Below are 22,248 nucleotides of genomic sequence, written 5' to 3' on the forward strand. Positions count from 1 at the left end.
ACCTTCTTACGCGCGCAGCCCCGCGCGAAAAAGCGCCATTTCCTAGCTGTCATTCGGACGCGTTTCAGGGTGCGGATTTTCTGAGCAGGGGGCTTGAAAGGTGCTTTCCCGCGTCCATATCAAATCTGTCGGCGGCCAAAATGGCGCCGGCGCATCGCCCGCCCGATGATCGGGGGGCCTGACAACATCGCTTGGATAAGGATGTACACTATGCGTAGTTTTGACCTGACCCCGCTTTATCGTGCCTCGGTCGGTTTTGACCGTCTGGCTGATGTGATGGACCGGACGTTGTCGGCGGATGTCTCTGCCCCGACCTATCCCCCTTACAATATCGAAAAAACCGGCGAGGACACCTATCGCATCGCGATCGCCGTGGCCGGATTTGGTGCCGATGATCTGAATGTCGAGATGCGCGATGGCGCCGTCATCGTGTCGGCCAGGAAGTCCGACGAAGATGAGGGGCGCAGCTTTCTGCATCGCGGCATCGCCACCCGCGCGTTCGAGCGCAAATTCACGCTGGCGGATCACGTGCGGGTCGAAGGTGCCAGCCATGTCGATGGCATGCTGAATATCGATCTGGTTCGCGAAATTCCCGAGGCGCTGAAACCGCGCCGGATCGAGATCGCGAAGGCCGCCCCCAAGGTCGAGAAGCTGGACGCCTGATTTTTTGCGTCCCGCGATGGCTGGGGGATTTTGCATCCCCCAGACCCCCTGCAGGGTATTTCGGCAAAGAAGAACAGGGCTGCGCAGAGGCGCGGCCCTTTGTCATATGCGGCGGCGGGCGCGAAGAGCGGCGCTGATCGTGCCGTCGTCGAGGTAGTCAAGCTCTCCGCCGATGGGAACGCCCTGGGCGAGGCCGGTGACGGAGACCTTACTGTCGGCCAACGCGTCGGCGATGTAATGTGCGGTGGTCTGGCCGTCGACGGTTGCGTTCAGCGCCAGAATCACCTCGGAGATGCCGTCGCGGTGGATGCGGTCGATCAGCGCCGGGATGCCAAGATCGTCGGGACCGATTTCGTCGAGCGCGGACAGCGTGCCGCCGAGCACGTGGTAGCGACCCCGAAAGGCGTTGCCGCGTTCAAGTGCCCAAAGGTCGGCCACATCCTGAACAACACAGATCTCGCCATTGGCGCGTGCGGGATCGGTACAGATGGCGCATTCGTCGCGATCGGTGATATTGCCGCAGGTCAGGCATTCGCGCGAACTTGTCGCGACGCTGTCGAGAAGCTGTGCGAGCTGCGTCATCTGACCCGCGCGCTTGCGGATCAGTGACAGGACAATGCGCCGCGCAGAGCGTGGGCCAAGGCCGGGCAGCCGCGCCATCAGCGCGATCAGCGCCTGAATGTCGTCGCTGCCTTCGGTCATGGGATCAGAACGGCAGTTTCATATCCGCGGGCAGGCCCAGTTCCTGCGTGATCCGCGACATTTCGGATTGCGATTTTTCCTGCGCCTTGCGCTGTGCGTCCTTGATGGCGGCAAGGATCAGATCCTCGACCACCTCTTTTTCGGTGGGTTGGAAAATCGAGGGGTCGATATCCAGCGCGGTCAGTTCGCCCTTGGCGGTCGCGGTGGCCTTGACGAGACCCGCGCCGGATTCGCCCGTGACGGTCATCCGTTCCAGATCTTCCTGAAGTTTCTGCATGCGATCCTGCATGTCCTTGGCGGCTTTCATCATCTTGGTCATGTCGCCAAGTCCGCCCAATCCCTTGAACATTATCTTAATCCTCGTCTTCGAACGGGTCCCATTCCTCGACTTCGGCGAGGGGGCCCTGTGTGTCATGGGGGTTCACAGCGCCTTCGGCTGCGACGTCCTGCGTTTCGGCCGGGTCGGGGGCGATCCGGCTGACGGTTTTCAATCTGGCGCCGGGAAAGGCGGCCATGACCTGCTGTACGATGGGCAGATCCAGTGCGCGTTTGCGGTCGGCCTGCATCTGCGCCTCGCGCGTTTCGGCGATGGTGGGGGCGCCGCCGCTGCTGATGGTGACGGCCCAACGCTGACCGCCGCACCAGCCGCGAAGGCGTTCGCCGAGCTTCTGGGCCAGATCCGCGGGGGCGTTACCACGAGGTTCGAATTCGATTCGGCCAGGGCTGTAGCGGACCAGTCCGACATGGTTTTCGACCTGCACCAACAACAGCATGTCGCCCATGCGGCGGATCAGATCCAGCACCGAGGCGAAATCGGGAAAGGCCGCGAAGGCATCGGGGGACACCGCCAGCGCCGCCGCTGTTCCCGAACGCGAGACGCTGACCGCAGGTGCGGGGCGCGCGGCGCGCGGCGCCTGTGCGGGGGCTTGACCGGCGGGTGCGTTCTGGCGGGCGAAATCACCCGCGGCCTGAGATTGCTGTACCTTGCGGATCAGCGCTTCGGGGTCGGGTAGGTCGGCGACATGGGTCAGGCGGATGATCGCCATTTCGGCGGCCATCATCGCATTCGGCGCCGCCGAGACCTCTTCCAATGCCTTCAGCAGCATCTGCCACAGGCGGGTCAGCACGCGCATCGGCAGCTTTTCGGCCAGGTCCTGCCCGCGCGTCCGTTCATCGGGCGATACGGTCGGATCCTCGATCGCCTCTGGCGTGATCTTCACGACAGACACCCAATGCGTGATCTCGGCCAGATCGCGCAGCACGGCTACCGGATCGGCCCCATCGGCATATTGCGACTGCAATTCGGTCAACGCCGAGGCCGCATCGCCGCGCAGGATCATGTCGAACAGGTCGATCACCCGGCCACGATCGGAAAGGCCCAGCATCGCGCGGACCTGATCGGCGGTGGTTTCGCCCGCACCATGGCTGATCGCCTGATCCAGAAGGCTGGTCGCGTCGCGGGCGCTGCCTTCGGCGGCGCGCGTGATCAGGGCCAGTGCGTCGTCGGTGATCTGCGCGTTCTCGCCGCCCGCGATGCGGCGCAGCAGCTCGATCATCACCTCGGGTTCGATCCGGCGCAGGTCAAATCGCTGACAGCGCGACAGCACCGTGACCGGCACCTTGCGGATTTCGGTCGTGGCGAAGATGAATTTCACATGGGGGGGCGGTTCCTCCAGCGTCTTCAGCAGCGCGTTGAAGGCGCTGGTGGACAGCATGTGAACTTCGTCGATGATATAGATCTTGTAGCGGGCCGAGGCCGCCCGGTAATGCACGCTTTCGATGATTTCGCGGATATCGCCCACGCCGGTGCGCGAGGCCGCGTCCATTTCCAGCACATCCACATGGCGGCCTTCGCTGATCGCCTTGCAATGTTCGCAGACGCCGCAGGGTTCGGTGGTGGGACCACCCTGACCGTCGGGGCCGATGCAGTTCATGCCCTTGGCGATGATCCGCGCGGTGGTGGTTTTCCCGGTCCCGCGAATGCCGGTCATGATGAAGGCCTGGGCGATGCGGTCGGCGGCAAAGGCATTCTTCAGCGTGCGGACCATCGCGTCCTGACCGACCAGATCGGCAAAGGTCTCGGGCCGGTATTTCCGGGCCAGAACCTGATAGGCTGCCGATTGGTTGCTGGGATCTTCTGTTGCCGTCATCGATGGGTCCGTGCGCATGTCGCCCGAAGCTATCCTTTGCGGGCAGGGGCGACAAGGGCTTGACTGTCCCGATCGGCGCCCGATCAGCGACCCTTCACCGATAGCCCTGCGCCTGAAGGTCGAACAATTCGCGATAGCGGCCGGCGCGGGTCATCAGATCGTCATGCGTGCCCTGATCCTCGACCTTGCCATCCGCCAGCACGATGATCCGGTCGGCCATGCGGACGCTGGAAAATCGGTGCGAGATCAGCAGGGCGCTGCGACCCTTGGTCAGATCCTTGAACCGCTGAAACACCTCGTATTCGGCGCGCGCATCCAGCGCGGCGGTCGGTTCGTCCAGGACCAGCAACTGGGCGTCGCGCATATAGGCCCGCGCGATCGCCAATTTCTGCCATTCACCGCCCGACAGCTCGACCCCGCGGGCGAAACGCTTGCCGACCATCTGGTCATAGCCTTCGGGTAGTTTGGCGATCACCTGATCGGCCATGGCGCGTTCGGCGGCGGTGGTGATGCGCGACCGGTCGGCGCGTGCTTCGATCCGGCCGGTGGCGATATTGTCGGCGGCGGTCATGGCGTAGCGGACAAAATCCTGAAACACGATGCCGACGCTGGCGCGCAGCTGATCCAGATCGTAATCGCGAAGGTCGCGCCCATCCAGCAGGATGCGCCCTTCGGTCGGGTCGTAAAGGCGGCCCAGCAGTTTCACGATGGTCGTCTTGCCCGCGCCGTTTTCACCCACCAGCGCAACGCTTTCGCCGGCGCCAAGGTGAAAGGACAGGTCGCGCACCGCCCAACGGTCGGAACCGGGATAGCGGAATCCGACATCGTGGAAGCTGATCCCCTGCCGGATCGGGGTCGGGACGGGCAGGGGCCGCGCGGGCGAGGCGATGGCCGGTTCCTCGTCGAAAAAGCGGTACAGGTCGTCCAGATACATCGCCTGCCCGGCCATGCTGGAAAAGGACGACAGCAGACCCTCGATCAGGCCGCGCATCCGCAGAAAACTGCCGGACAGGAAGGTCAGATCGCCGATCGACAATTGCCCGGTCAGGGTCGATCCGATGATCCACAGATAGGCGCCATAATAGCAGATCGTGCCGATCCCGGTCAGCAGCGCCAGCGTGATCAGCTGGCGGCGGTTGATGACGCGGTTCTCGGCGTAGAAACGCTCGGCCAGGTCCAGATAGCGGTCGCGCAGGAACCGGTTCAGGCCAAAGATCTTGACCTCTTTCGCGGTCTCGGCGGTGGCGCCGATCATGCGCAGATAGTCGCGTTGCCGCCGTTCGGGCGCGCGCCGCCAGTTCATGTCGTAAAGTGCCGCGTTGAAATGCATCTGCCCGATCAGCGTCGGGATCAGCGCGACCGCCAGCAGCAGGACCAGCCACGGATTATAGGCGATCAGACCGGCGGCAAAGCTGGCGACGGTGACGCCGTCCTGCAATTGTTGCATGATCTGCCCGACCAAGGGAATCCGCCCCATCGTCTGACGGCGGGCGCGGTCCAGCCTGTCCTGAAAGCCCGCATCCTCGAAACTGGCCAGGTCCAGATCGGCGGCGTGGTCCATCAGCCGCATCGACAGCGAAATCACCAGCCGTTCCTGCAACAGGGTGTCGGCATAGCTGACCAGCCGCCCGAAAATGTCCGAGGCCAGCGCCAGCCCCAGTTCCGCCAGCATCAGCAGGATCAGATGGTCGGCCAACCCCGATTGCCACCACGCGATCAGCGTTTGCGGCGTGTCGGGCAGGGCCAGCAGGCGCACCACCTCGTCGATGATCAGCTTGCCCAGCCACAGCATCGAAATCGGCAGCAGGGCGCGGATCAGCCGCAGCAGGATCATGGCGACGGTCAGGACGGGGCTGGCCTGCCAGACCATGCGCAGAAAGGGCGGGATGTTCTTCAGCGCCGCCCACCGCGCCCGATAGCTGGTTCCGCCGTCGGGCGCGGCCATGTCAGGCGGCCTCGGTCTTGCGGGCGCGCGCGATCTCTTCCTCGGTCAGGGGGCCGGGGAAATGGCAGGCGGTCCGGTGATCCTGACCCATCAATGCGGGCACCTGTTCGGCGCAGGCGGCCTGCGCACGGGGGCACCTTGTGCGAAAGACGCAACCCGATGGCGGGTTCATCGGCGACGGCAGATCGCCCGACAGCGGCACGACCGAACCCGCGACGTCATGGTCGGGATCGGGCACCGGCACCGCGGATAACAGCGCTTGCGTGTAGGGGTGCTGGGGATCGGCGAACAGATCGTCCGAACTGCCGATTTCCATCACCTTGCCCAGATACAGGACCATCACCCGGTCGCTGATATGTTTGACCACCGACAGGTCGTGGGCGATGAAAACAAGGGCCAGCCCCAGTTCCTTCTGCAACCGGATCAGCAGATTGATCACCTGCGCCTGGATCGACACATCCAGCGCGCTGACGGGTTCGTCGCAGATGATCAGCTTCGGCTCGACGATCAGGGCGCGGGCGATGCCGATGCGCTGACATTGCCCGCCGCTGAATTCATGGGGATAGCGGTTGATCTGGTTGGGGAGCAGCCCGACCTTTTCCATCATCGCCTTGACGCGGGTCTTGACCTCGGCCGAGGACAGGCCGGGGCGATGGGTCTTCAGCGGCTCGGCGATGATCTGGCCCACGGTCATGCGCGGGTTCAGGCTGGCCAGAGGGTCCTGAAACACCATCTGGATATCGCTGCGATAGCGCATCATCTGGCGCGGGGTCATCGCGACCAGATCCTTGCTGTCGATCCATTCGGCCCGGCCCGTCGCCGGAACCAGACCGATCAGCGCCCGCGCCAACGTGGATTTCCCGCAGCCGGATTCGCCCACGACCCCCAGCGTCTCGCCGGGGTTCAGGCTGAAATCGACGCCGCCCACCGCATGCAGCGGCGTGGGCGCGCTCCAGGGCATCGCGCCTTCGCGACGGATCTGAAAGGTCACGCGCAGATCGCGCACATCAAGCAGGGGCTTAGTCATGTGTATCCACCTTGCTGGGGGCGCCCGCCATGCCGGCGCCTGCGATGGCGGCTTCGGGCATGGGCTGGTCGTCCTGTTGATCGCCAAGGGCGGCATCCAGATCCGCGACGCGCACGGTTTCGCGGCCCGCCAGCACATCTGCGAGGGGCGCGAAACAGGCACGCGCGCGGTCTGGCGCGAAGCCTTCCAGTGGCGGACGCTGATCGTCGCAGCGCTCGCGGCGATAGGGGCAGCGCGGCGCAAAGGCGCAGCCTGCGGGCGGATGGGTCATGTTGGGCGGCGATCCGGGGATCGCGGCCAGTTCCTCGCCCTGTTGGTCGATGCGCGGGATCGCGTGCAGCAGGCCCTGCGTATAGGGATGCGCGGGTTCGGCAAACAGCGGCCCGACCGGCCCGGTTTCGCGAATGCGGCCGCCATACATGACCGCCACGCGTTCGCAGGACCCGGCCACGACACCCAGATCATGGGTGATCAGGATCATGGCCATGCCGAATTCGCGTTGCAGATCGGCCAGCAGCGTCATGATCTGGGCCTGCACCGTGACATCCAGCGCGGTCGTCGGCTCATCCGCGATCAGCAGTTGCGGACGGCACAGCAGCGCCATCGCGATCATCACCCGCTGACGCATACCGCCCGAAAATTCATGCGGATACAGCCGCACGCGCCCCTTCGCATCGGGGATCTTCACCGCCTCCAGCATCCGCACTGCCTCGGCGACGGCCTGCCGTTTGGACATGCCCTTGTGCAGGGTCAGCACCTCGGCCATCTGGTCCGACACCCGCATGTAAGGGTTCAGCGAGGTCATCGGGTCTTGAAAGATCATCGCGATCTTTTCCGCGCGGATTCTGTTCAGGACCTTGGGCGGGGCGTTCAGGATTTCCTGCCCGTCGAAACGCACGCTGCCGCTGGCACGACCGTTCTTGGCCAGAAGCCCCATCAGCGCGAAGGACAGCTGCGATTTGCCCGACCCGGATTCGCCGACGATGCCAAGCGTTTCGCCCGGATCTACCGACAGGTTCACCTGATTGACCGCCTGCACCTCGCCGTCATTGGTGGCAAAGCGGACGGACAGATTGTCTATTTCCAGCAGGGCCATATCAACGATCCTTCGGGTCAAGTGCGTCGCGCAGGCCATCACCCACGAAGAAAAAGCCGAACAGCGTGATGACAAAGAAGAACAGCGGGAAGGCCAGCTGCCACAATGTGCCATAGTTCATCGTGCCCGCACCTTCCGAAATCAGCGCGCCCCAACTGGTCAGCGGTTCCTGCACCCCAAGTCCAAGAAAGCTGATGAAGCTTTCGGTCAGGATCATCAGCGGCACCAGCAGCGTGGCATAGACCGCCACCACGCCCAGAAGGTTCGGCACGATATGGCGCAGGATGATCTTCCATGACGGAACGCCGGTCGCACGCGCGGCCTCGATGAATTCGCGGTTCTTCAGGGACAGGGTCTGACCGCGCACGATGCGGCTCATGTCCAGCCAGGAAATCAGCCCGATGCCCAGAAACAGCATCGCGATCGAGCGTCCGAACATCACCAGAAGCAGGATCAGCACGAACATATACGGGATCGACATCAGGATATCGACGGCCCGCATCATGATCTGATCGGTGCGCCCGCCGACATAGCCCGCGGTCGCGCCGTAAAGCGTGCCGACGATCACGGCGATGGCCGCGCCGACGATGCCGACCATCAGGCTGATCTGGGTGCCCTGAACGGTGCGGGCAAACAGATCGCGGCCCAGATCATCGGTGCCGAAATAATGCCCGTTTTCCAGCGAGGGGGCGCCCATGGTGGCGACCTGACCCATGACGGTAAAGTCCAGATCCTCGTTCGACCATTGCGCGAAATACCCACCCAGCAACGCGAACAGCGCCACCGCGATCAGGATGATCAGCCCGGTCATCGCGGCCTTGTTGCGGAAGAACCGCTTGCGCGCGTCGGCCCAGGGGCTGCGGCCCTTCACCTCGTCCTGCGCCATGCGGGCGGCAAGGGATTGCATCTTGTCTTGCTGAATGACCATGGCTCAGTACCTGATCTTCGGGTCGATCCACGCGTAAAGCACATCGACGATAAGGTTGAACAGGATGGTCAGCGCACCGACCAGAATGGTCACGCCCATCATCACCGCATAATCCCGGTTCAGGGCCGAATCCACAAAGGCCTTTCCGATCCCTCCGGTCGAGAAATAGATGTCGATCACGACCGACCCGGTGATCATCGACACGAAAACCGGACCCAGATAGCTGATCACCGGCAGCATTGCGGGTTTCAGCGCATGGCGCAGGATGACGCGATGTTCCGGCATCCCCTTGGCGCGGGCGGTGCGGATATGGTTGCTGCCCAGAACCTCCAGCATGGCCGAGCGCGTGATCCGCGCGATCGAGGCCATGTAGCTGGTGCCAAGCGCGATCACCGGCATGATCCAGAAGCTGGGATCGTAGAACGACCAGCCGCCGCCGGGCAACAGCCCGTACCACAGCGTGAAGATCAGCACGAGGATCGGCGCCATCACGAAATTCGGCAGAACCTGCGCGCCGATCGAGATGCCGACCGCCAGATAGTCAAGAAAGCTGTTGTGCCAGATCGCGGCAACCACGCCCAGACCGACCCCCATCGCCACGGCCGCCACGAAGGCCAGCGAGCCATAGGTCAGCGTCACCGGAAAGCCCGCGGCGATCAGTTCGTTCACGCTGCGGTCGGGATAGACAAAGCTGGGCCCGAAATCGAAATGCGCGACGATGCCCCAGATATAGTTGATGATCTGTTTCCAAAGCGGGTCGTCCAGCCCGTATTTGGCATTCAGATTGGCCAGGACCTGCGGCGGCAATTCGCGTTCCTGCGTGAACGGCCCGCCCGGTGCCAGATGCATCAGGATGAAGGAAAAGACGATCAGCAACAGCAGCGTGGGTACCGCCACCGCCAAGCGCCGCATGATATATGCGAACATCGCGTGCAGCCTCCCTGCAAAGGAAAGTTAAGCGTCTATGACGCAAAACCGGAAGGGGGCAATCCCCCTCCCGGCAAGGTGATTGATCGGGCCGCGATCAGTCGGCCAGGCGATACAGATCCTTGGCGTACCACGCGTTCAGCACGTTTTCGGTCGGCAAGCCCTTGATCTTGGGGCTGATCATGTCGACCGAGGCATAGTGGTAGACGAAGGCTGCCGGAACCTCTTCGGCCAGGATCTCTTCGGCGCGGGTATAGATCGGGCCGGTATCCTCGGCGGTCTTGGCATCGACCATCAGCTGGTCATATTCGGCATTCGACCATTTGCCGCTGTTGTAGCCATCCGTGCGGAACCAGTCGAGGAAGGTCGAGGCCTCGTTGTAATCGCCGCACCACGCATAGCGGGCAATGTCGAAATCCTGGTTCTGCAGGCGGTCGGTATGCACTTTCCATTCGACATTGTTCAGCGTGATATTGACGCCAAGCGGCTTCCAGAACTGTTGTGCCGCGATGGCCAGCTTCTTGTGGTTCTCGTCGGTGTTGTATTGCAGCGTCAGCGAGATCGGGTTGTCGGGACCGTAGCCGGCCTCGGCCAGCAATTCCTGTGCGCGGGTGTTCTTTTCTTCCTGGCTCAGGGTCGCCAGTTCGGTCTCGGGCTGGTCAAAGCCCTCGATCGCCCAATGGGTCCAGGTGGTGGCCGGTTTCTGGCCGCCCTGCAGGACGTTGTTGACGATGATGTCGCGGTTCAGCGCAAGCGACAGCGCCTCGCGGACGCGGACATCCTTCAGCGCCTCGGGGCCCTTGTCCGAGACGTTGTAGACATAGGCATAGGAACAGGCATAGGGCATCGAGATCGCCTCGTCCGGTGCCTCTTGCGACAGGCGCGGATACTGACCCGCGGGAATGTCGACGCGGTCCAGTTCCCCTGCCTGATAGCGGGTCAGCGCGACATTGTTGTCATTGACGGTGATGCCCTTGACGGTCTGCATCACGACATTCTCGGCGTCCCAGTATTCGGGGTTCTTTTCCATCGTGATGTCGACGCCCAGATTGTGCCCGGTCAGGACGAAGGCGCCATTGCCGACCAGATTGCCGGGCTGGGTCCATGCGTCGCCATATTCCTCGATCACCTTCTGCGGCACCGGGAAGGTCGTGGCATGGGACAGCGTCTTGATGAAATAGGGGGTCGGCGTCGTCAGCGTGACTTCCAGCGTCTTGTCGTCGATCGCCTTCACGCCCAGTTCCTCGGGGGCCTTTTCGCCCTTCACGATGTCGGTGGCATTGACGATGTTCATCAATTCCATGAACCACGCATATTCGGACGCGGTTTCGGGATTCACGGCGCGCTGCCAGGCATAGACGAAATCGCCTGCGGTCACCGGTTCGCCATTCGACCATTTCGCGTCGCGCAGCGTGAAGGTGTAGGTCAGCTTGTCGTCGCTTTCCTCAAAGCTTTCGGCGACGCCGGGCACCATCGCGCCCTTTTCGTCTTCATTCATCAGCCCTTCGAACAGCTGACGCAGCACGTCGGAACCTTCGACATCGGTGTTCTTGGCCGGATCGACCGATTTGATCGCGTCCAGCAGCCAGAAGTTATAGACCTGATTTTCTGCCAGCGTCTCGCCCTCGGCCGGTTGGACGGCAAAGGCGGGCATGGCAAGCGAGGCGACCAGCGCGGTCGTTGCGAAAAGTTTCGTCACGAGGCAACTCCTCCAAGTTGAGTGCGGTGTCTTAGGCACCGGAATGGCGCGACGTTAATTGATCGCTCGGCGGCGTAAAGCAGGTTTCCGCTTTTCTCGCGCGCGGGCATGTGGAAGATGGGGCGGCAATGACGGCAAACGGGCATATCACATTGGTTACCGGGGGGGCGCGTTCGGGCAAATCCGCGTTGGCCGAACGGCTGGTCGCGCGCCACGATCTGCCCCGCATCTACATCGCCACCGCGCAGGCCGGCGACGATGAAATGGGCCGAAGAATTGAACAACATCAACAGCGTCGTGGGGCGGGCTGGACGACCATCGAAGAACCCTTCGATCTGGCCGGCGCCCTGACGCGGACTGACGGGCAGGGGGTCCGCCTGGTCGACTGCCTGACGCTGTGGCTGTCGAACTGTTTCGGATCGGCGGATATCGGCGCAGTTTGTACGACGTTACGTCAACAGTGCTGTCCCGTCATTCTGGTGACAAATGAACTGGGGCTTGGGATCGTTCCGGGCAATGAACTTGCACGCGAGTTCCGCGATCAGCATGGCTGGATGAATCAGGCTGTGGCCGGGATCGCGGATCAGGTCTGGATGTCGGTCAGCGGCCAGCCCCTGAAGCTGAAACCATCAAGGGAAGAAGATGCGCTCTTTTGATCATGAAGCCGCCGCCGCCGCGCGCGAACGCCAGAACAGCCTGACCAAGCCCCCCGGCTCGTTGGGGCGGCTAGAGGAGCTGGCTCAGTTCATGGCAGGCTGGCAGCGCACGCCGCGTCCGCATCTGGGCCGTGTTCAGGGGCTGATCTTCGCGGGCAATCACGGCATCGTCGCGCAGGGGGTGAACCCGTTTCCCGCCGAGGTGACCGGCCAGATGGTCGAGAATTTCCGCAGCGGCGGCGCGGCGATCAACCAGATCTGTCACGTCACCGGCGTGGATCTGTCGGCAGTGCCGATGGATATCGACCACCCGACCGGCGATTTCACCCAAGGCCCCGCGATGACGCTTGAAGAGGTCGATCGCGCCATGGCCGAAGGTGCGGCTGCGATTGCCGACGATGCCGATCTTCTGGTGCTGGGCGAAATGGGGATCGGCAATTCCACGGTCGCCTCGATCCTAGCGGCCAGCACGCTTGGCGGTCGGGCCGAGGATTGGGTCGGGCCGGGCACGGGTGCTACCGACGACATTCTGGCCAGCAAGCTGCGCGTCGTCACCGAAGGCCTGACCCTGCACAGCCCCGCCACCACGCGCGAAACACTTGCGGCTTTCGGCGGGCGCGAACAGGCCGCGATCTGCGGGGCGATCCTGCGGGCGCGGGAACTGGGCCTGCCGGTAATCCTTGACGGGTTCATCTGCACCGCCGCAGCCGCCGTTCTGACCCGCGACGATCCCGACGCATTGGCGCATTGCCTGATTGGCCACGAGAGCGCCGAGCCGGGACATCGCCGGCTGATCGCCGCGTTGAACATCCGGCCGATCCTGTCGCTGGACATGCGGCTGGGCGAGGGATCGGGCGCCGCGCTGGCGGTGGCGGTGCTGCGGGCGGCGCTGGCCTGTCACGACGGCATGGCGACATTTGCCGAGGCCGGAATTGCGTAGACTTGAACAGCTGACGCTGGCGCTGGTCTTTCTGACAAGACTGCCTCTGGCGCGGTTTCTGCCGCCGCGCCTGATGTCGCTGGCCCATAGCAGTTGGGCCTTTCCCCTTGCCGGTGCGCTGATCGGTGCCATCTCGGCGCTGCCGCTGATGTTTGGCGTGACCGAATTTCTGGGTGCGGTGCTGTGCGTGACGATCGCCGTCTGGCTGACCGCGGCGCTGCATGAAGACGCGTTGGCAGATTTTGCGGATGCCGCGGGCGGGCAGGACCGCGATGCGCGGTTGACGATCATGCGCGACAGCAGGATCGGCAGTTTCGGCGTGATGGCCCTGATGTTGACGACCGTGCTGCGCATCGCGGCCGTGACCACCCTGTCGCCGCTGCACCTGATCGCCGCGGCGGCCGGCGGTCGTGCCGCGATCGTCCTGACCATGGGGGCGCTGGTGCCTGCGCGGGCCGATGGGCTTGCCGCGGCGGCCGGTGCGCCGGGCTGGAAGAATGTCGGCGCGGCAGCGATACTTGGCGCGGGCGTGATCCTGATCGCCGGCGAGGGCGCGGGCCTGGCGCTGATCGCCGGTCTGGCCGCCACCGCGCTGGTGATCCGTCAGGCACGGATCTGGCTGGGCGGACAGACCGGAGACGTGCTGGGCGCCGCGTCGGTTCTGGCGGAAACAGCGATTCTGACCGCTTTTGCGCTGATTTTGCAGGGCTGAACGGGGATTTTCTTGACCGATTGACCTGCCTCGCGCATATCGCGGGGCATATTCGCTACCAGAACCGAAGGCCGGGCCAAGGCAACCGGCCCGTTTAGAGGGAGGCTTCACATGGGCGGCCTACTGGCCCTGTCTCGCGTCATCGACCGGATCAATTCGCTGATCGGTCGCAGCGCATCCTGGCTGATCCTGCTGGCGATCTTCGTCAGCGCGATCAATGCCATCATCCGCAAGCTGTTCAGCCTGTCGTCGAACGCATGGCTGGAACTGCAATGGTATCTTTACGGCGGCGCGTTCCTGCTGGCGGCGGCCTATACGCTGCTGGAAAACGAACATATCCGCATCGACGTGATCTATGGCCGCTGGTCGCGGCGGGTTCAGCACTGGATCGACCTGATCGGCACGCTGTGCTTTCTGCTGCCCTTCTGCGTCATCATGATCTCGCTGGTCTATCCGTCGCTGATGACCTCGCTGCGGACGCATGAGATTTCGATGAACGCGGGCGGTCTCATCATCTGGCCGGCCAAGGCGATCCTGCTGGCCGGTTTCGTGCTGCTGTTCGTGCAGGGGCTGTCCGAACTGATCAAGAAGATCGCCGTGATGCGCGGTCTTGTTCCCGACCCTCATGGCCATGTCGACGCCCATGACACCATCATGCAAGAGGCCCGCCTGATGACCGTCGCCACCGACGACCGAAACGATGACAACGGGGGCCGCGCGTGATCGACCTTATCGCCCATAATCTGGCGCCCATCATGTTCTTCTCGATGGTCGTCTTTCTTCTGTTCGGCTATCCCATCGCCTTCGCGCTGGCGGCCAACGGGCTTTTGTTCTTCTTCATCGGCGTGTTCATCACGCCCTATACCGACCAGATCAACCTGGGCTGGAACCTGCTGGGCGCGCTTGGCGACCGGGTATTCGGCGTCATGCGCAACGATACGCTTCTGGCGATCCCGTTCTTCACCTTCATGGGGATCGTGCTGGAACGATCGCGCATGGCCGAGGAATTGCTGGATACCGTCGGCCAGCTGTTCGGCCCGGTGCGCGGCGGTCTGGCCTATGCGGTGATCATCGTCGGCGCGTTGCTGGCGGCGACGACGGGTGTGGTGGCCGCGTCGGTGATCTCGATGGGCCTGATCTCGCTGCCGATCATGATGCGCTATGGCTATGACAAGCGTTTGGCCAGCGGTGTGATTACCGCCTCCGGCACGCTTGCGCAGATCATTCCCCCGTCGCTGGTGCTGATCGTTCTGGCCGACCAGCTGGGTCGTTCGGTGGGCGATATGTACAAGGGCGCGCTGATCCCGGCCTTCGTGCTGGTGGGCATCTATCTTGCCTATGTCGCGGTCCTGTCGATCATCCGTCCCAAGGCCATGCCCGCGCTGCCCCCCGAGGCCCGCACGCTTGGCGGCGGCGGCTGGTCGCTGATCATCTCGATCGTCGCGGCCATCGCGGTCTATTGGCTGGCCGAACGGTATCTGGGCGCGACCCTTGGCAAGGACAGCCAGATCTGGGCCGCGACCATCGCCGTCGTTGTCATGCTGATCGCGGCGCTGGCCGACCGTCACCTGAAACTGGGCCTGATGTCGCCGATGACGCGCGAGGTGATCATCGTGATGATCCCGCCATTGGCGCTGGTCTTTCTGGTGCTGGGCACGATCTTTCTGGGCATCGCCACCCCGACAGAGGGTGGTGCCATGGGCGCGGTCGGTGCGCTGGCCCTGACGGCGGTCAAGCGTCGCCTGACGGTCGATGTCGTGCGGCAGGCGCTGTTGTCGACCACGCGTCTGTCCAGCTTCGTGATGTTCATCCTGATCGGTGCGACGGTCTTTTCGCTGACCTACTATTCAATCAACGGGCATATCTGGGTGCGCGATCTGCTGACGGCGCTGCCGGGGGGCGAATACGGGTTCCTGATCGCGGTCTGTGCGATCATCTTCTTCCTTGCCTTCTTCCTGGATTTCTTCGAGCTGGCCTTCGTGATCGTGCCGCTGCTGATCCCCGCCGCAACCGCGTTGGAGATCGACCTGATCTGGTTCGGCGTGATCCTTGCGATGGTGATGCAGACCTCGTTCCTGACACCGCCGGTCGGCTTTGCGCTGTTCTACCTGCGCTCGGTCGCGCCGCGCAAACCCTATCGCGACAGCTTTACCGGCAAGCAGATCGATGCGGTCAGCACGGTCGATATCTATCGCGGCGCGGTGCCTTTCGTCGGGCTGCAACTGCTGATGATCGCGCTGGTGATCGCCTTCCCGCAGATGGTCATGCACTACAAGGGGGCGCCCATCGACGCCTCGAATGTCAAGATCGAGATCCCCAGCAGCGGTGGTCTTGGCGGATTGGGCGGTGGCCTTGGCGGGGGCTTGGGCGGCCTTGGCGGTTCGCCCTTCGGTCAGGGCGCGGCGCCGGGTGGAAACGATGCCGGCGGCGGTCTGGGCGGCGGTCTTGGCGGTTTGGGCGGGTCGCCGAATTTCGGCACGCCCGAACCCGCCGAACCGGTCGAAGGCCAGTAACCCGCGCCCCTGCCGCATCCTTGATCAATGACCGCCCGCGCGATGCCTGTCGCGCGGGCGGCTTTCGTTCCGGATCCTGATCGGGGACCGGGCTGGACATCCCCCGGTGTTCCGATGATCGTGCGACGCGAAGATGACCGGCAGGGAATGGGGGGAAGATGCGCGACCTTGGGGAATATGATTTCATCATCATCGGTGCAGGCTCGGGCGGCTGCGTTCTGGCAAACCGCCTGTCGGCCGATCCCGCCAACAAGGTGCTTTTGCTGGAAGCCGGGGGCAGCGACAACAAGCTTTGGGTGCATATCCCGGTCGGCTATCTTTACGCGATGGGCAACCCGCGGCTGGACTGGTGTTATCAGACCGAACCAGAGCCGGGCCTGAACGGGCGCAGGCTGAACTATCCGCGCGGCAAGGTGCTGGGTGGCTGTTCCTCGATCAACGGCATGATCTATATGCGCGGACAGGCGGCCGATTACGACCGCTGGCGGCAGGCGGGAAATCCGGGCTGGGCATGGGATGACGTGCTGCCCTATTTTCGCCGTTCCGAGCGGCATTTTGGACCGGGTTCGGACCTGCATGGCAATCAGGGCGAATTGCGGGTCGAGCAACAGCGCCTCAGCTGGCCGATCCTTGATGCCGTGGCCGAGGCCGCGCAGGAAATGGGTCTGCCGGCCTGCGCCGATTTCAATTGCGGCGACAATGAGGGGGTCGGCTATTTTCCGGTGACCCAACGCGGGGGGGCTGCGCTGGAATGCGCGCAAGGCGTTTCTGAACCCCGCGCGCAAGCGTCCCAACCTGCGGATCGAAACCGGTGCGCAGGCGCGACGCATCCTGCTGGACGGCAAGCGTGCCACCGGGGTCGAATTTGCCCAGAACGGTCAGGTCACGCAGGCCCGCGCCAAGGCCGAGATCATTCTGGCGGCCGGGGCGATCAACAGTCCGGCGCTGCTGGAACTCAGCGGGATCGGCGATGCCGAACGGCTGGCGGATCTGGGGATCGCGACCGCCCATCACGCACCGGGCGTCGGTGCGGAGCTGCAAGACCATCTGCAATTGCGCACCGTGTTCCGCATCAGTGGCGCATGCACGCTGAACGACCGGGCACGCAGCCTGTGGGGCAAAGCGGGGATCGCGCTGGAATACGCGCTGCGCAGGACCGGTCCGATGGCGATGGCGCCCAGCCAGCTGGGGATCTTTGCCAAATCCTCGGACGCCTACGAGACCGCGAATATCGAATATCATGTGCAACCGCTGTCGCTGGAAAAATTCGGCGATCCTCTGCATGATTTCCCGGCGCTGACGATTTCGGTCTGCAACCTGCGTCCCGAAAGCCGCGGGCACAGTCATATCACCTCGGCCGATCCGATGGCCGCGCCGGCGATCCAGCCCTGCTATCTGTCGACGCCGGGTGATCGGCAGGTCGCGGTCGAAAGCCTGCGCCACGCCCGCAGGCTGATGCAGACAGCGCGTATGTCAGCCTTTGCGCCGCAAGAGCTGAAACCCGGTGCCCATCTGCAAAGCGATGCCGATCTGGAACGCGCGGCGGGCGATGTGGGCACGACGATCTTCCACCCGGTCGGCACGACGCGCATGGGCAGCGATCCGGGCGCGGTGGTCGATCCCGAATTGCGGGTGAACGGCATCGCGGGCCTGCGGATTGCCGATGCCGGGATCATGCCCAGCATCGTGTCGGGCAACACCCACGCGCCGGTCACCATGATCGCCGAAAAGGCCGCCGACCTGATCCTTGGCGGGCGCTAGCGCAGCATCTGGCGGAAGGCATGCCAACTGGCTTTGGGGGTACGGACCATGCTGTCGTAATCGACATGGATCAGGCCAAAGCGCGGACCATAGCCCCACGCCCATTCGTAATTGTCCAGAAGCGACCAATAGAAAAAGCCGCGCAAATTGACGCCCTGATCCATCGCCGCCCGCGCCGCGCGAAGGTGATCGCCGATAAAGGCCACCCGGTCGGCATCGTCGGTCGGGTCGTCGCCCGGTGCCAGCGCCATGCCGTTTTCGGTCACATAGACGGGCATCTGGCCGATATGATCGCGTGACAGGCGGGTCAGAAATTCGGTCAGCCCCTCGGGCCGGATTTCCCAGCCCATCTGCGTCTTGGGCAGGGGGCCGTCACTGGCGGCATCATTGGGCCACAAGCCCGGCGCATGGGCGTGCATCTTGCGGGTGTAATAATTGACGCCCAGCCAGTCGATCGGCTGTGCGATCTGCGCCATGTCATCCTGCCAGCCTGCGGGCAGATGCGGGGCCAGACCCTGCAATGCGGCATCGGGATAGCCCTGACCCATCACCGCGCGAATGAACCACTGGTTATAAATCGCGTCCTGACGCGCGGCCGAGGCCGCCGCCTGTTCGCTGTCATCGGCGGGATGGGCGGTTTCGAAATTCAGGACGATGCCCAGATCTTTCGCGCCCTCGGCGCGCAGGGCCTGAACGGCGGTGCCGTGGGCCAGCATGACATGATGCATGGCCCGCGCCGCTGCACGGATGTCGCGCAGGCCCGGTGCATGTGCGCCCAGAAAATGTGACAGCCAGGCGATGCACCAGGGCTCGTTCAGGGTGGCGGTGCTGGCCAGTCGATCCCCCAGACGCGCATGAACCGCACGCGCGTAATCCGCGAACCATGCGGCAATGTCGCGATTGCGCCACCCGCCCAGATCGGCCAGCGCCGCGGGCAGATCCCAGTGATACAGCGTCAGATAGGGCTGCAGCCCGCGTTGCAACATGCCATCGACCAGCCGATCATAGAAATCCAGCGCCTGCATGTTCAGGCTGCGACCGTCCGGCATGACCCGTGCCCAGGATGTCGAAAAGCGATAGGCATCAAAACCCGCGTCGCGCATCAGGTCCAGATCGGTTTCCCACAGAAGATAGTGATCGCAGGCGCGTGCGCCGCTGCTGTGATCCAGAACATTGCCCGGCGTCGCGGCGAAACTGTCCCAATGCGAGGGGCCTGCGCCGCCATGGGCCGATCCCTCGATCTGATAGGCGGCAGTCGCCGCGCCAAAGATGAAATCCTGCGGAAACGCATTGCGCGGCGGCAGCATGGTCACTCCTTCCCGGGGGCGTTGGTGTGGGGGCAGGCTGGCACAGCCGCGACGCGCTGCCTAGGGGCTAAGCTCGGTCGTGGCTCCCGCACAATGGCTTTCGTAAACCCGTTTCAAATCCCCGGGAATTGGGTCATACCGGGGCCATGGTTCAGGATCGTGCCCAACAGCTTGAAAATGCTCTGCGAGAGGCGGGTGTCCGCGTGACGCGTCAGCGCGCCGCGCTGCTGCGCATCATCGCCGCCAGCGAGGATCATCCCGATGCGGCGGAACTGCATCGCCGCGCCGAGGCGGCGGGTGCGGGCGTGTCGCTGGCGACCGTCTATCGCACGCTGACGACCCTGCAGGCGCAGGGTGTCATCGAAAAGCTGGAATTCCAGGATCAGCCCGCCCGCTGGGAGGCCGCCGATCAACATCACCACGATCACATGATCGATGTGGAAACCGGCGAGGTGATGGAATTCACCAATGACCGTATCGAGCGTCTTCAGGCCGAAATCGCCGCCGAGATGGGCTATGACATCGTTCATCACCGCCTTGAACTCTATGTGCGCAAATCGGCAAAGGGTTAGGCCGTTGCAGGTGTTCGACAAGATCATTTCGGATCGGGGATCGCGTTATGCGGTGTCGGGCGGGCCGGCCCGAACGCGCGAAGAGGCCGCCGCATTGCTGGGCGAATTGAAACGGACCAAGCGTTTTGCCAAGGCCACGCATAACAGCTGGGCGGCGGTCCTGTCGGGTGAGCCGGTCAAGGATGACGACGGCGAATCCGGGGCGGGCGCGCTGATGTTGCAGATGCTGGAACGTGCGGCGCTGACCGATCATGTCGTGATCGTCACCCGCTGGTATGGCGGCAAGCATCTGGGCGGCGACCGGTTCCGCCATGTCGCGGATGCGGTGCGGCATTACCTGCGCGAAACCGGGCTGGGCGATCAGGCCGATTAGATCAACGTCGCGGACCAGTTGAAATTCAGGATCAGCCAATCGGCGATGCGATTGACGCTGCCCGTGGCGATCAGCAGGGCAAACAGGATCAGCATCAGGCCCATCAGCCTTTCGGCATGGCGCAGATGCCTGCGGCGGCGGGCCGCCCAGGCAAGCGCCGGACGGACAAAGATTGCCGCCAGAACGAAGGGCAGGGTCATCGCCAGCCCATAGATCAGCAGCAGGCCGGCGCCCTGCCACAGGCTGTCGGCGGCCGATGCAACCAACAGGATCGCGGTCAGCGCCGGTCCGACGCAGGGCGTCCAGCCAAAGCCGAAGGCCAGACCCATCAGATAGCCCCCAGACATCCCGGCAGGCCGCATCGCGCCATACCACCGGGCCGAGCGTGTCAGGATCGACAGGTGCAGCAGGCCCATGAAATGCAGCCCGAAGATCAGCAATACCCCGGCGGCCAGAAAGGACAGCGGGCGCCGCCATTCGGCAAAGGCCTGCCCCAATGCGGTCGCGCCCAGCCCGAACAGAAGAAAGATCGTGGTGACGCCAAGCGCGAAGGCGATGGCGGACAGGACCAACCGACGCTGCACCCCCGGCGCGATCCGATCTTCGCCGCGCAGTTCAGCGATCGAGATGCCCGCCACATAGGACAGGTAGAACGGCAGCATCGGCAGCACGCAGGGCGACAGGAAGGACAGAAGCCCCGCCACCATCGCGCCCCAATATCCGATCTCTGGCATCTGGTCCCCATGTCTGCGCCGCTGTCGGGGGTGGCCGACAATGGCGCGGGGGTCAAGCGGCCAGATAAACCTCGATCGCCTTGCGCGTGCCCACGTCGTGCAGCAGTTTCAGCTTGGTCGCGAAGGCGGCCTGAAAGCGCGGGTTGTCGCCCAGACTGCCAAAGACCGTGCGGTTCGACAGGAAGGCAAGCGGGTCCTGACGCGCGGCAAGGGCGTAGTTGCGCAGCGCGTCGCTGTTGTCGTCATTCGGCGCGATCTGGTTCCCGGCCTCGTCCACACGTTCGCAATAGCGGCACCAGAAGGCCACCTCTTGCGCCAGGCCGTCGATCGCGGCGTCGTCGCGCAGTGCGTCTGCCAGCGTCGGCAGGATGAATTTCGGCTGACGGTTGGATCCGTCAAGGCACAGGCGCGGGATGGTGTCGCCGATTTCGGGATTGGCAAAGCGGCTGACGATCAGTTCCAGATAATCGGCATAGCTGACGCCGGGGATCGGGGCGAGCGTCGGCAGGATCTCGCGCGTTTCAAGGGCGCGCAGCCAGGCTTCGATCTGCGGGTCGGCCATCGCGTCATGCACGAAGTGATGTCCCAGCAGCGCCGAAGGATAGGCGATGGCTGCGTGGCCTCCATTCAGGATCCGCAGTTTCATCAACTCGTGTCGGCTGACATCGGCCACGAATTCTGCGCCGACCTGTTCCAGCGCGGGCCGGCCCTGCGGAAAATTGTCCTCCAGCACCCATTGGCGGAACGGCTCGCAGACGACGGGGGCGGCGTCGGTGACGCCGAACCGGTCACGCAACAGATCGCGTTCGCGGTCCGACGTGGCGGGCGTGATGCAATCGACCATCGAATTCGGAAAGGCGACGTTCTCCCGGACCCATTCGGCCAGCGCGGGGTCGGACAGCTGCGCAAGCCCGGTCACGGTGCGGGCGCAGACATGGCCGTTTTCGGGCAGGTTGTCGCAGGACATCACGGTAAAGGGGCCAAGGCCCGCATCGCGGCGCCGACGCAGCGCGGCAAGGATCATGCCGAACACGCTGCGCGGATCGTCGGGATGGGCGGCATCATGGGCCATGTCGGGATGTGCCGCGTCAAAGCCATCGGTCTTTGCATCGACGTAATAGCCACCTTCGGTGATCGTCAGCGAAACGATGCGGATCGCCGGATCGGCCATGGCGGCAATGGTCCGGGCGGGATCGATGTCGATGAAATCGACCATCGCGCCGGTCACGCGGGCCGACAGACCCTTTGGGTCCAGTTCGACCACCGTGGTCAACCAGTCCTGTTTCGCCAGCCGGTCGCGCATCGCCGCATCGCCGGGGCGAACGCCGGCCCCGATCAGCGCCCAGTCATGGCATTGACCGGCCTCGAACAGCTGATCCAGATACCAGCCCATATGGGCACGGTGAAAATTGCCGACACCGACATGCAGGATGCCGGGGCGCAAGGCACCGCGGTCATAGGCCGGGCGGCTGACGGCCGCGTCCAGATCGGCCAGCGAGGAGAGGGACAGGGTCACGGCCATGGTGGCACCTTTCGTCAAGCG

At 63.9% G+C, this 22,248-nt stretch carries 20 protein-coding genes and 1 pseudogene; 9 read left to right on the forward strand and 12 right to left on the reverse strand.

All coding sequences use genetic code 11. The features are described 5' to 3' along the window. Positions 1-210 precede the first annotated feature (210 nt). Positions 211-663, forward strand: coding sequence for an Hsp20 family protein (locus BMX67_RS06615; RefSeq protein ID WP_090733446.1), 453 nt, complete (start codon positions 211-213; stop codon positions 661-663). Positions 664-765: 102 nt separating this feature from the next. Here the strand turns inward: BMX67_RS06615 and recR are convergent, their stop codons facing one another. From recR to BMX67_RS06660, 9 genes are all read right to left on the reverse strand, one after another. Continuing rightward, positions 766-1,365, reverse strand: coding sequence for a recombination mediator RecR (recR, locus tag BMX67_RS06620; RefSeq protein WP_090733448.1), 600 nt, complete (start codon positions 1,363-1,365; stop codon positions 766-768). Positions 1,366-1,369: 4 nt separating this feature from the next. Continuing rightward, positions 1,370-1,714: a YbaB/EbfC family nucleoid-associated protein gene (locus BMX67_RS06625; RefSeq protein WP_090733449.1), complete on the reverse strand. Its 345-nt coding sequence runs from the start codon at positions 1,712-1,714 to the stop codon at positions 1,370-1,372. A 4-nt stretch (positions 1,715-1,718) separates the two neighbouring features. Further along, a complete protein-coding gene (locus tag BMX67_RS06630; RefSeq protein ID WP_090733564.1) occupies positions 1,719-3,515 on the reverse strand; it encodes a DNA polymerase III subunit gamma/tau in 1,797 nt (598 codons plus the stop codon). Positions 3,516-3,609: 94 nt separating this feature from the next. Then, positions 3,610-5,460 (reverse strand): ABC transporter ATP-binding protein, encoded by a 1,851-nt coding sequence (locus BMX67_RS06635; protein WP_090733451.1) that lies wholly within the window; start codon positions 5,458-5,460, stop codon positions 3,610-3,612. Between the two features lies 1 nt (position 5,461). Next, complete coding sequence (locus BMX67_RS06640) at positions 5,462-6,487, reverse strand: oligopeptide/dipeptide ABC transporter ATP-binding protein (protein WP_090733452.1); 1,026 nt, start codon at positions 6,485-6,487, stop codon at positions 5,462-5,464. Then, the gene (locus BMX67_RS06645) at positions 6,480-7,583 is read right to left on the reverse strand and encodes an oligopeptide/dipeptide ABC transporter ATP-binding protein (RefSeq protein WP_090733454.1); all 1,104 of its coding nucleotides are present in this window, start codon (positions 7,581-7,583) and stop codon (positions 6,480-6,482) included. Before BMX67_RS06645 ends, BMX67_RS06640 begins: the two co-directional genes overlap by 8 nt. Position 7,584: 1 nt before the next feature. Beyond that, positions 7,585-8,511 carry an ABC transporter permease subunit gene (locus BMX67_RS06650; RefSeq protein ID WP_090733455.1) on the reverse strand — a complete coding sequence of 309 codons (927 nt, stop codon included), beginning with the start codon at positions 8,509-8,511 and terminating at the stop codon, positions 7,585-7,587. Positions 8,512-8,514: 3 nt separating this feature from the next. Beyond that, complete coding sequence (gene oppB, locus BMX67_RS06655; protein WP_090733456.1) at positions 8,515-9,438, reverse strand: oligopeptide ABC transporter permease OppB; 924 nt, start codon at positions 9,436-9,438, stop codon at positions 8,515-8,517. A gap of 97 nt (positions 9,439-9,535) precedes the next feature. Next, complete coding sequence (locus BMX67_RS06660; protein ID WP_090733458.1) at positions 9,536-11,137, reverse strand: peptide ABC transporter substrate-binding protein; 1,602 nt, start codon at positions 11,135-11,137, stop codon at positions 9,536-9,538. Between the two features lie 128 nt (positions 11,138-11,265). Between BMX67_RS06660 and cobU the strand changes: the two genes are divergently transcribed. From cobU to BMX67_RS06690, 6 genes and pseudogenes are all read left to right on the forward strand, one after another. Continuing rightward, a complete protein-coding gene (cobU, locus tag BMX67_RS06665) occupies positions 11,266-11,793 on the forward strand; it encodes a bifunctional adenosylcobinamide kinase/adenosylcobinamide-phosphate guanylyltransferase (protein ID WP_090733459.1) in 528 nt (175 codons plus the stop codon). Further along, positions 11,780-12,733 (forward strand): nicotinate-nucleotide--dimethylbenzimidazole phosphoribosyltransferase, encoded by a 954-nt coding sequence (gene cobT, locus BMX67_RS06670; protein WP_090733460.1) that lies wholly within the window; start codon positions 11,780-11,782, stop codon positions 12,731-12,733. The genes cobU and cobT overlap by 14 nt, the downstream gene beginning before the upstream one ends. Then, complete coding sequence (locus BMX67_RS06675) at positions 12,726-13,445, forward strand: adenosylcobinamide-GDP ribazoletransferase (RefSeq protein WP_090733462.1); 720 nt, start codon at positions 12,726-12,728, stop codon at positions 13,443-13,445. The genes cobT and BMX67_RS06675 overlap by 8 nt, the downstream gene beginning before the upstream one ends. Before the next feature lie 111 nt (positions 13,446-13,556). Continuing rightward, positions 13,557-14,168 (forward strand): TRAP transporter small permease subunit, encoded by a 612-nt coding sequence (locus BMX67_RS06680; protein WP_090733463.1) that lies wholly within the window; start codon positions 13,557-13,559, stop codon positions 14,166-14,168. Next, positions 14,165-15,958 carry a TRAP transporter large permease gene (locus BMX67_RS06685; RefSeq protein WP_090733465.1) on the forward strand — a complete coding sequence of 598 codons (1,794 nt, stop codon included), beginning with the start codon at positions 14,165-14,167 and terminating at the stop codon, positions 15,956-15,958. Before BMX67_RS06680 ends, BMX67_RS06685 begins: the two co-directional genes overlap by 4 nt. A 158-nt stretch (positions 15,959-16,116) precedes the next feature. Beyond that, positions 16,117-17,719, forward strand: a pseudogene (locus BMX67_RS06690) (GMC family oxidoreductase). Here the strand turns inward: BMX67_RS06690 and BMX67_RS06695 are convergent. Continuing rightward, positions 17,716-19,026: a GH1 family beta-glucosidase gene (locus BMX67_RS06695; protein ID WP_090733466.1), complete on the reverse strand. Its 1,311-nt coding sequence runs from the start codon at positions 19,024-19,026 to the stop codon at positions 17,716-17,718. The pseudogene BMX67_RS06690 and the gene BMX67_RS06695 overlap by 4 nt on opposite strands. A gap of 146 nt (positions 19,027-19,172) precedes the next feature. On the opposite strand from BMX67_RS06695, the gene BMX67_RS06700 reads away from it, so the two are divergent. Together BMX67_RS06700 and BMX67_RS06705 are read left to right on the forward strand one after the other, a co-directional pair. Beyond that, positions 19,173-19,598 carry a Fur family transcriptional regulator gene (locus BMX67_RS06700; RefSeq protein ID WP_090733467.1) on the forward strand — a complete coding sequence of 142 codons (426 nt, stop codon included), beginning with the start codon at positions 19,173-19,175 and terminating at the stop codon, positions 19,596-19,598. Positions 19,599-19,602: 4 nt separating this feature from the next. Next, the gene (locus BMX67_RS06705) at positions 19,603-19,971 is read left to right on the forward strand and encodes a YigZ family protein (RefSeq protein WP_245739250.1); all 369 of its coding nucleotides are present in this window, start codon (positions 19,603-19,605) and stop codon (positions 19,969-19,971) included. Here the strand turns inward: BMX67_RS06705 and BMX67_RS06710 are convergent. After that, entirely contained in the window at positions 19,968-20,705 is a 738-nt protein-coding gene (locus tag BMX67_RS06710) for a cytochrome c biogenesis CcdA family protein (protein WP_090733470.1), read from the reverse strand. The genes BMX67_RS06705 and BMX67_RS06710 overlap by 4 nt on opposite strands. Positions 20,706-20,757: 52 nt before the next feature. Beyond that, positions 20,758-22,227: a mannitol dehydrogenase family protein gene (locus tag BMX67_RS06715; protein ID WP_090733472.1), complete on the reverse strand. Its 1,470-nt coding sequence runs from the start codon at positions 22,225-22,227 to the stop codon at positions 20,758-20,760. Between the last annotated feature and the right edge of the window lie 21 nt (positions 22,228-22,248).

The sequence above is a fragment of the Paracoccus homiensis genome (genome assembly GCF_900111675.1).
Lineage (GTDB): Bacteria > Pseudomonadota > Alphaproteobacteria > Rhodobacterales > Rhodobacteraceae > Paracoccus > Paracoccus homiensis.

Coding starts and splice junctions, on each gene's coding strand:
- BMX67_RS06615 (WP_090733446.1), top strand. CDS start 211: ATGCGTAGTTTTGACCTGACCCCGCTTTATCGTGCCTCGGTCGGTTTT.
- recR (WP_090733448.1), bottom strand. CDS start 1,365: ATGACCGAAGGCAGCGACGACATTCAGGCGCTGATCGCGCTGATGGCG.
- BMX67_RS06625 (WP_090733449.1), bottom strand. CDS start 1,714: ATGTTCAAGGGATTGGGCGGACTTGGCGACATGACCAAGATGATGAAA.
- BMX67_RS06630 (WP_090733564.1), bottom strand. CDS start 3,515: ATGACGGCAACAGAAGATCCCAGCAACCAATCGGCAGCCTATCAGGTT.
- BMX67_RS06635 (WP_090733451.1), bottom strand. CDS start 5,460: ATGGCCGCGCCCGACGGCGGAACCAGCTATCGGGCGCGGTGGGCGGCG.
- BMX67_RS06640 (WP_090733452.1), bottom strand. CDS start 6,487: ATGACTAAGCCCCTGCTTGATGTGCGCGATCTGCGCGTGACCTTTCAG.
- BMX67_RS06645 (WP_090733454.1), bottom strand. CDS start 7,583: ATGGCCCTGCTGGAAATAGACAATCTGTCCGTCCGCTTTGCCACCAAT.
- BMX67_RS06650 (WP_090733455.1), bottom strand. CDS start 8,511: ATGGTCATTCAGCAAGACAAGATGCAATCCCTTGCCGCCCGCATGGCG.
- oppB (WP_090733456.1), bottom strand. CDS start 9,438: ATGTTCGCATATATCATGCGGCGCTTGGCGGTGGCGGTACCCACGCTG.
- cobU (WP_090733459.1), top strand. CDS start 11,266: ATGACGGCAAACGGGCATATCACATTGGTTACCGGGGGGGCGCGTTCG.
- cobT (WP_090733460.1), top strand. CDS start 11,780: ATGCGCTCTTTTGATCATGAAGCCGCCGCCGCCGCGCGCGAACGCCAG.
- BMX67_RS06680 (WP_090733463.1), top strand. CDS start 13,557: ATGGGCGGCCTACTGGCCCTGTCTCGCGTCATCGACCGGATCAATTCG.
- BMX67_RS06695 (WP_090733466.1), bottom strand. CDS start 19,026: ATGCTGCCGCCGCGCAATGCGTTTCCGCAGGATTTCATCTTTGGCGCG.
- BMX67_RS06700 (WP_090733467.1), top strand. CDS start 19,173: ATGGTTCAGGATCGTGCCCAACAGCTTGAAAATGCTCTGCGAGAGGCG.
- BMX67_RS06710 (WP_090733470.1), bottom strand. CDS start 20,705: ATGCCAGAGATCGGATATTGGGGCGCGATGGTGGCGGGGCTTCTGTCC.
- BMX67_RS06715 (WP_090733472.1), bottom strand. CDS start 22,227: ATGGCCGTGACCCTGTCCCTCTCCTCGCTGGCCGATCTGGACGCGGCC.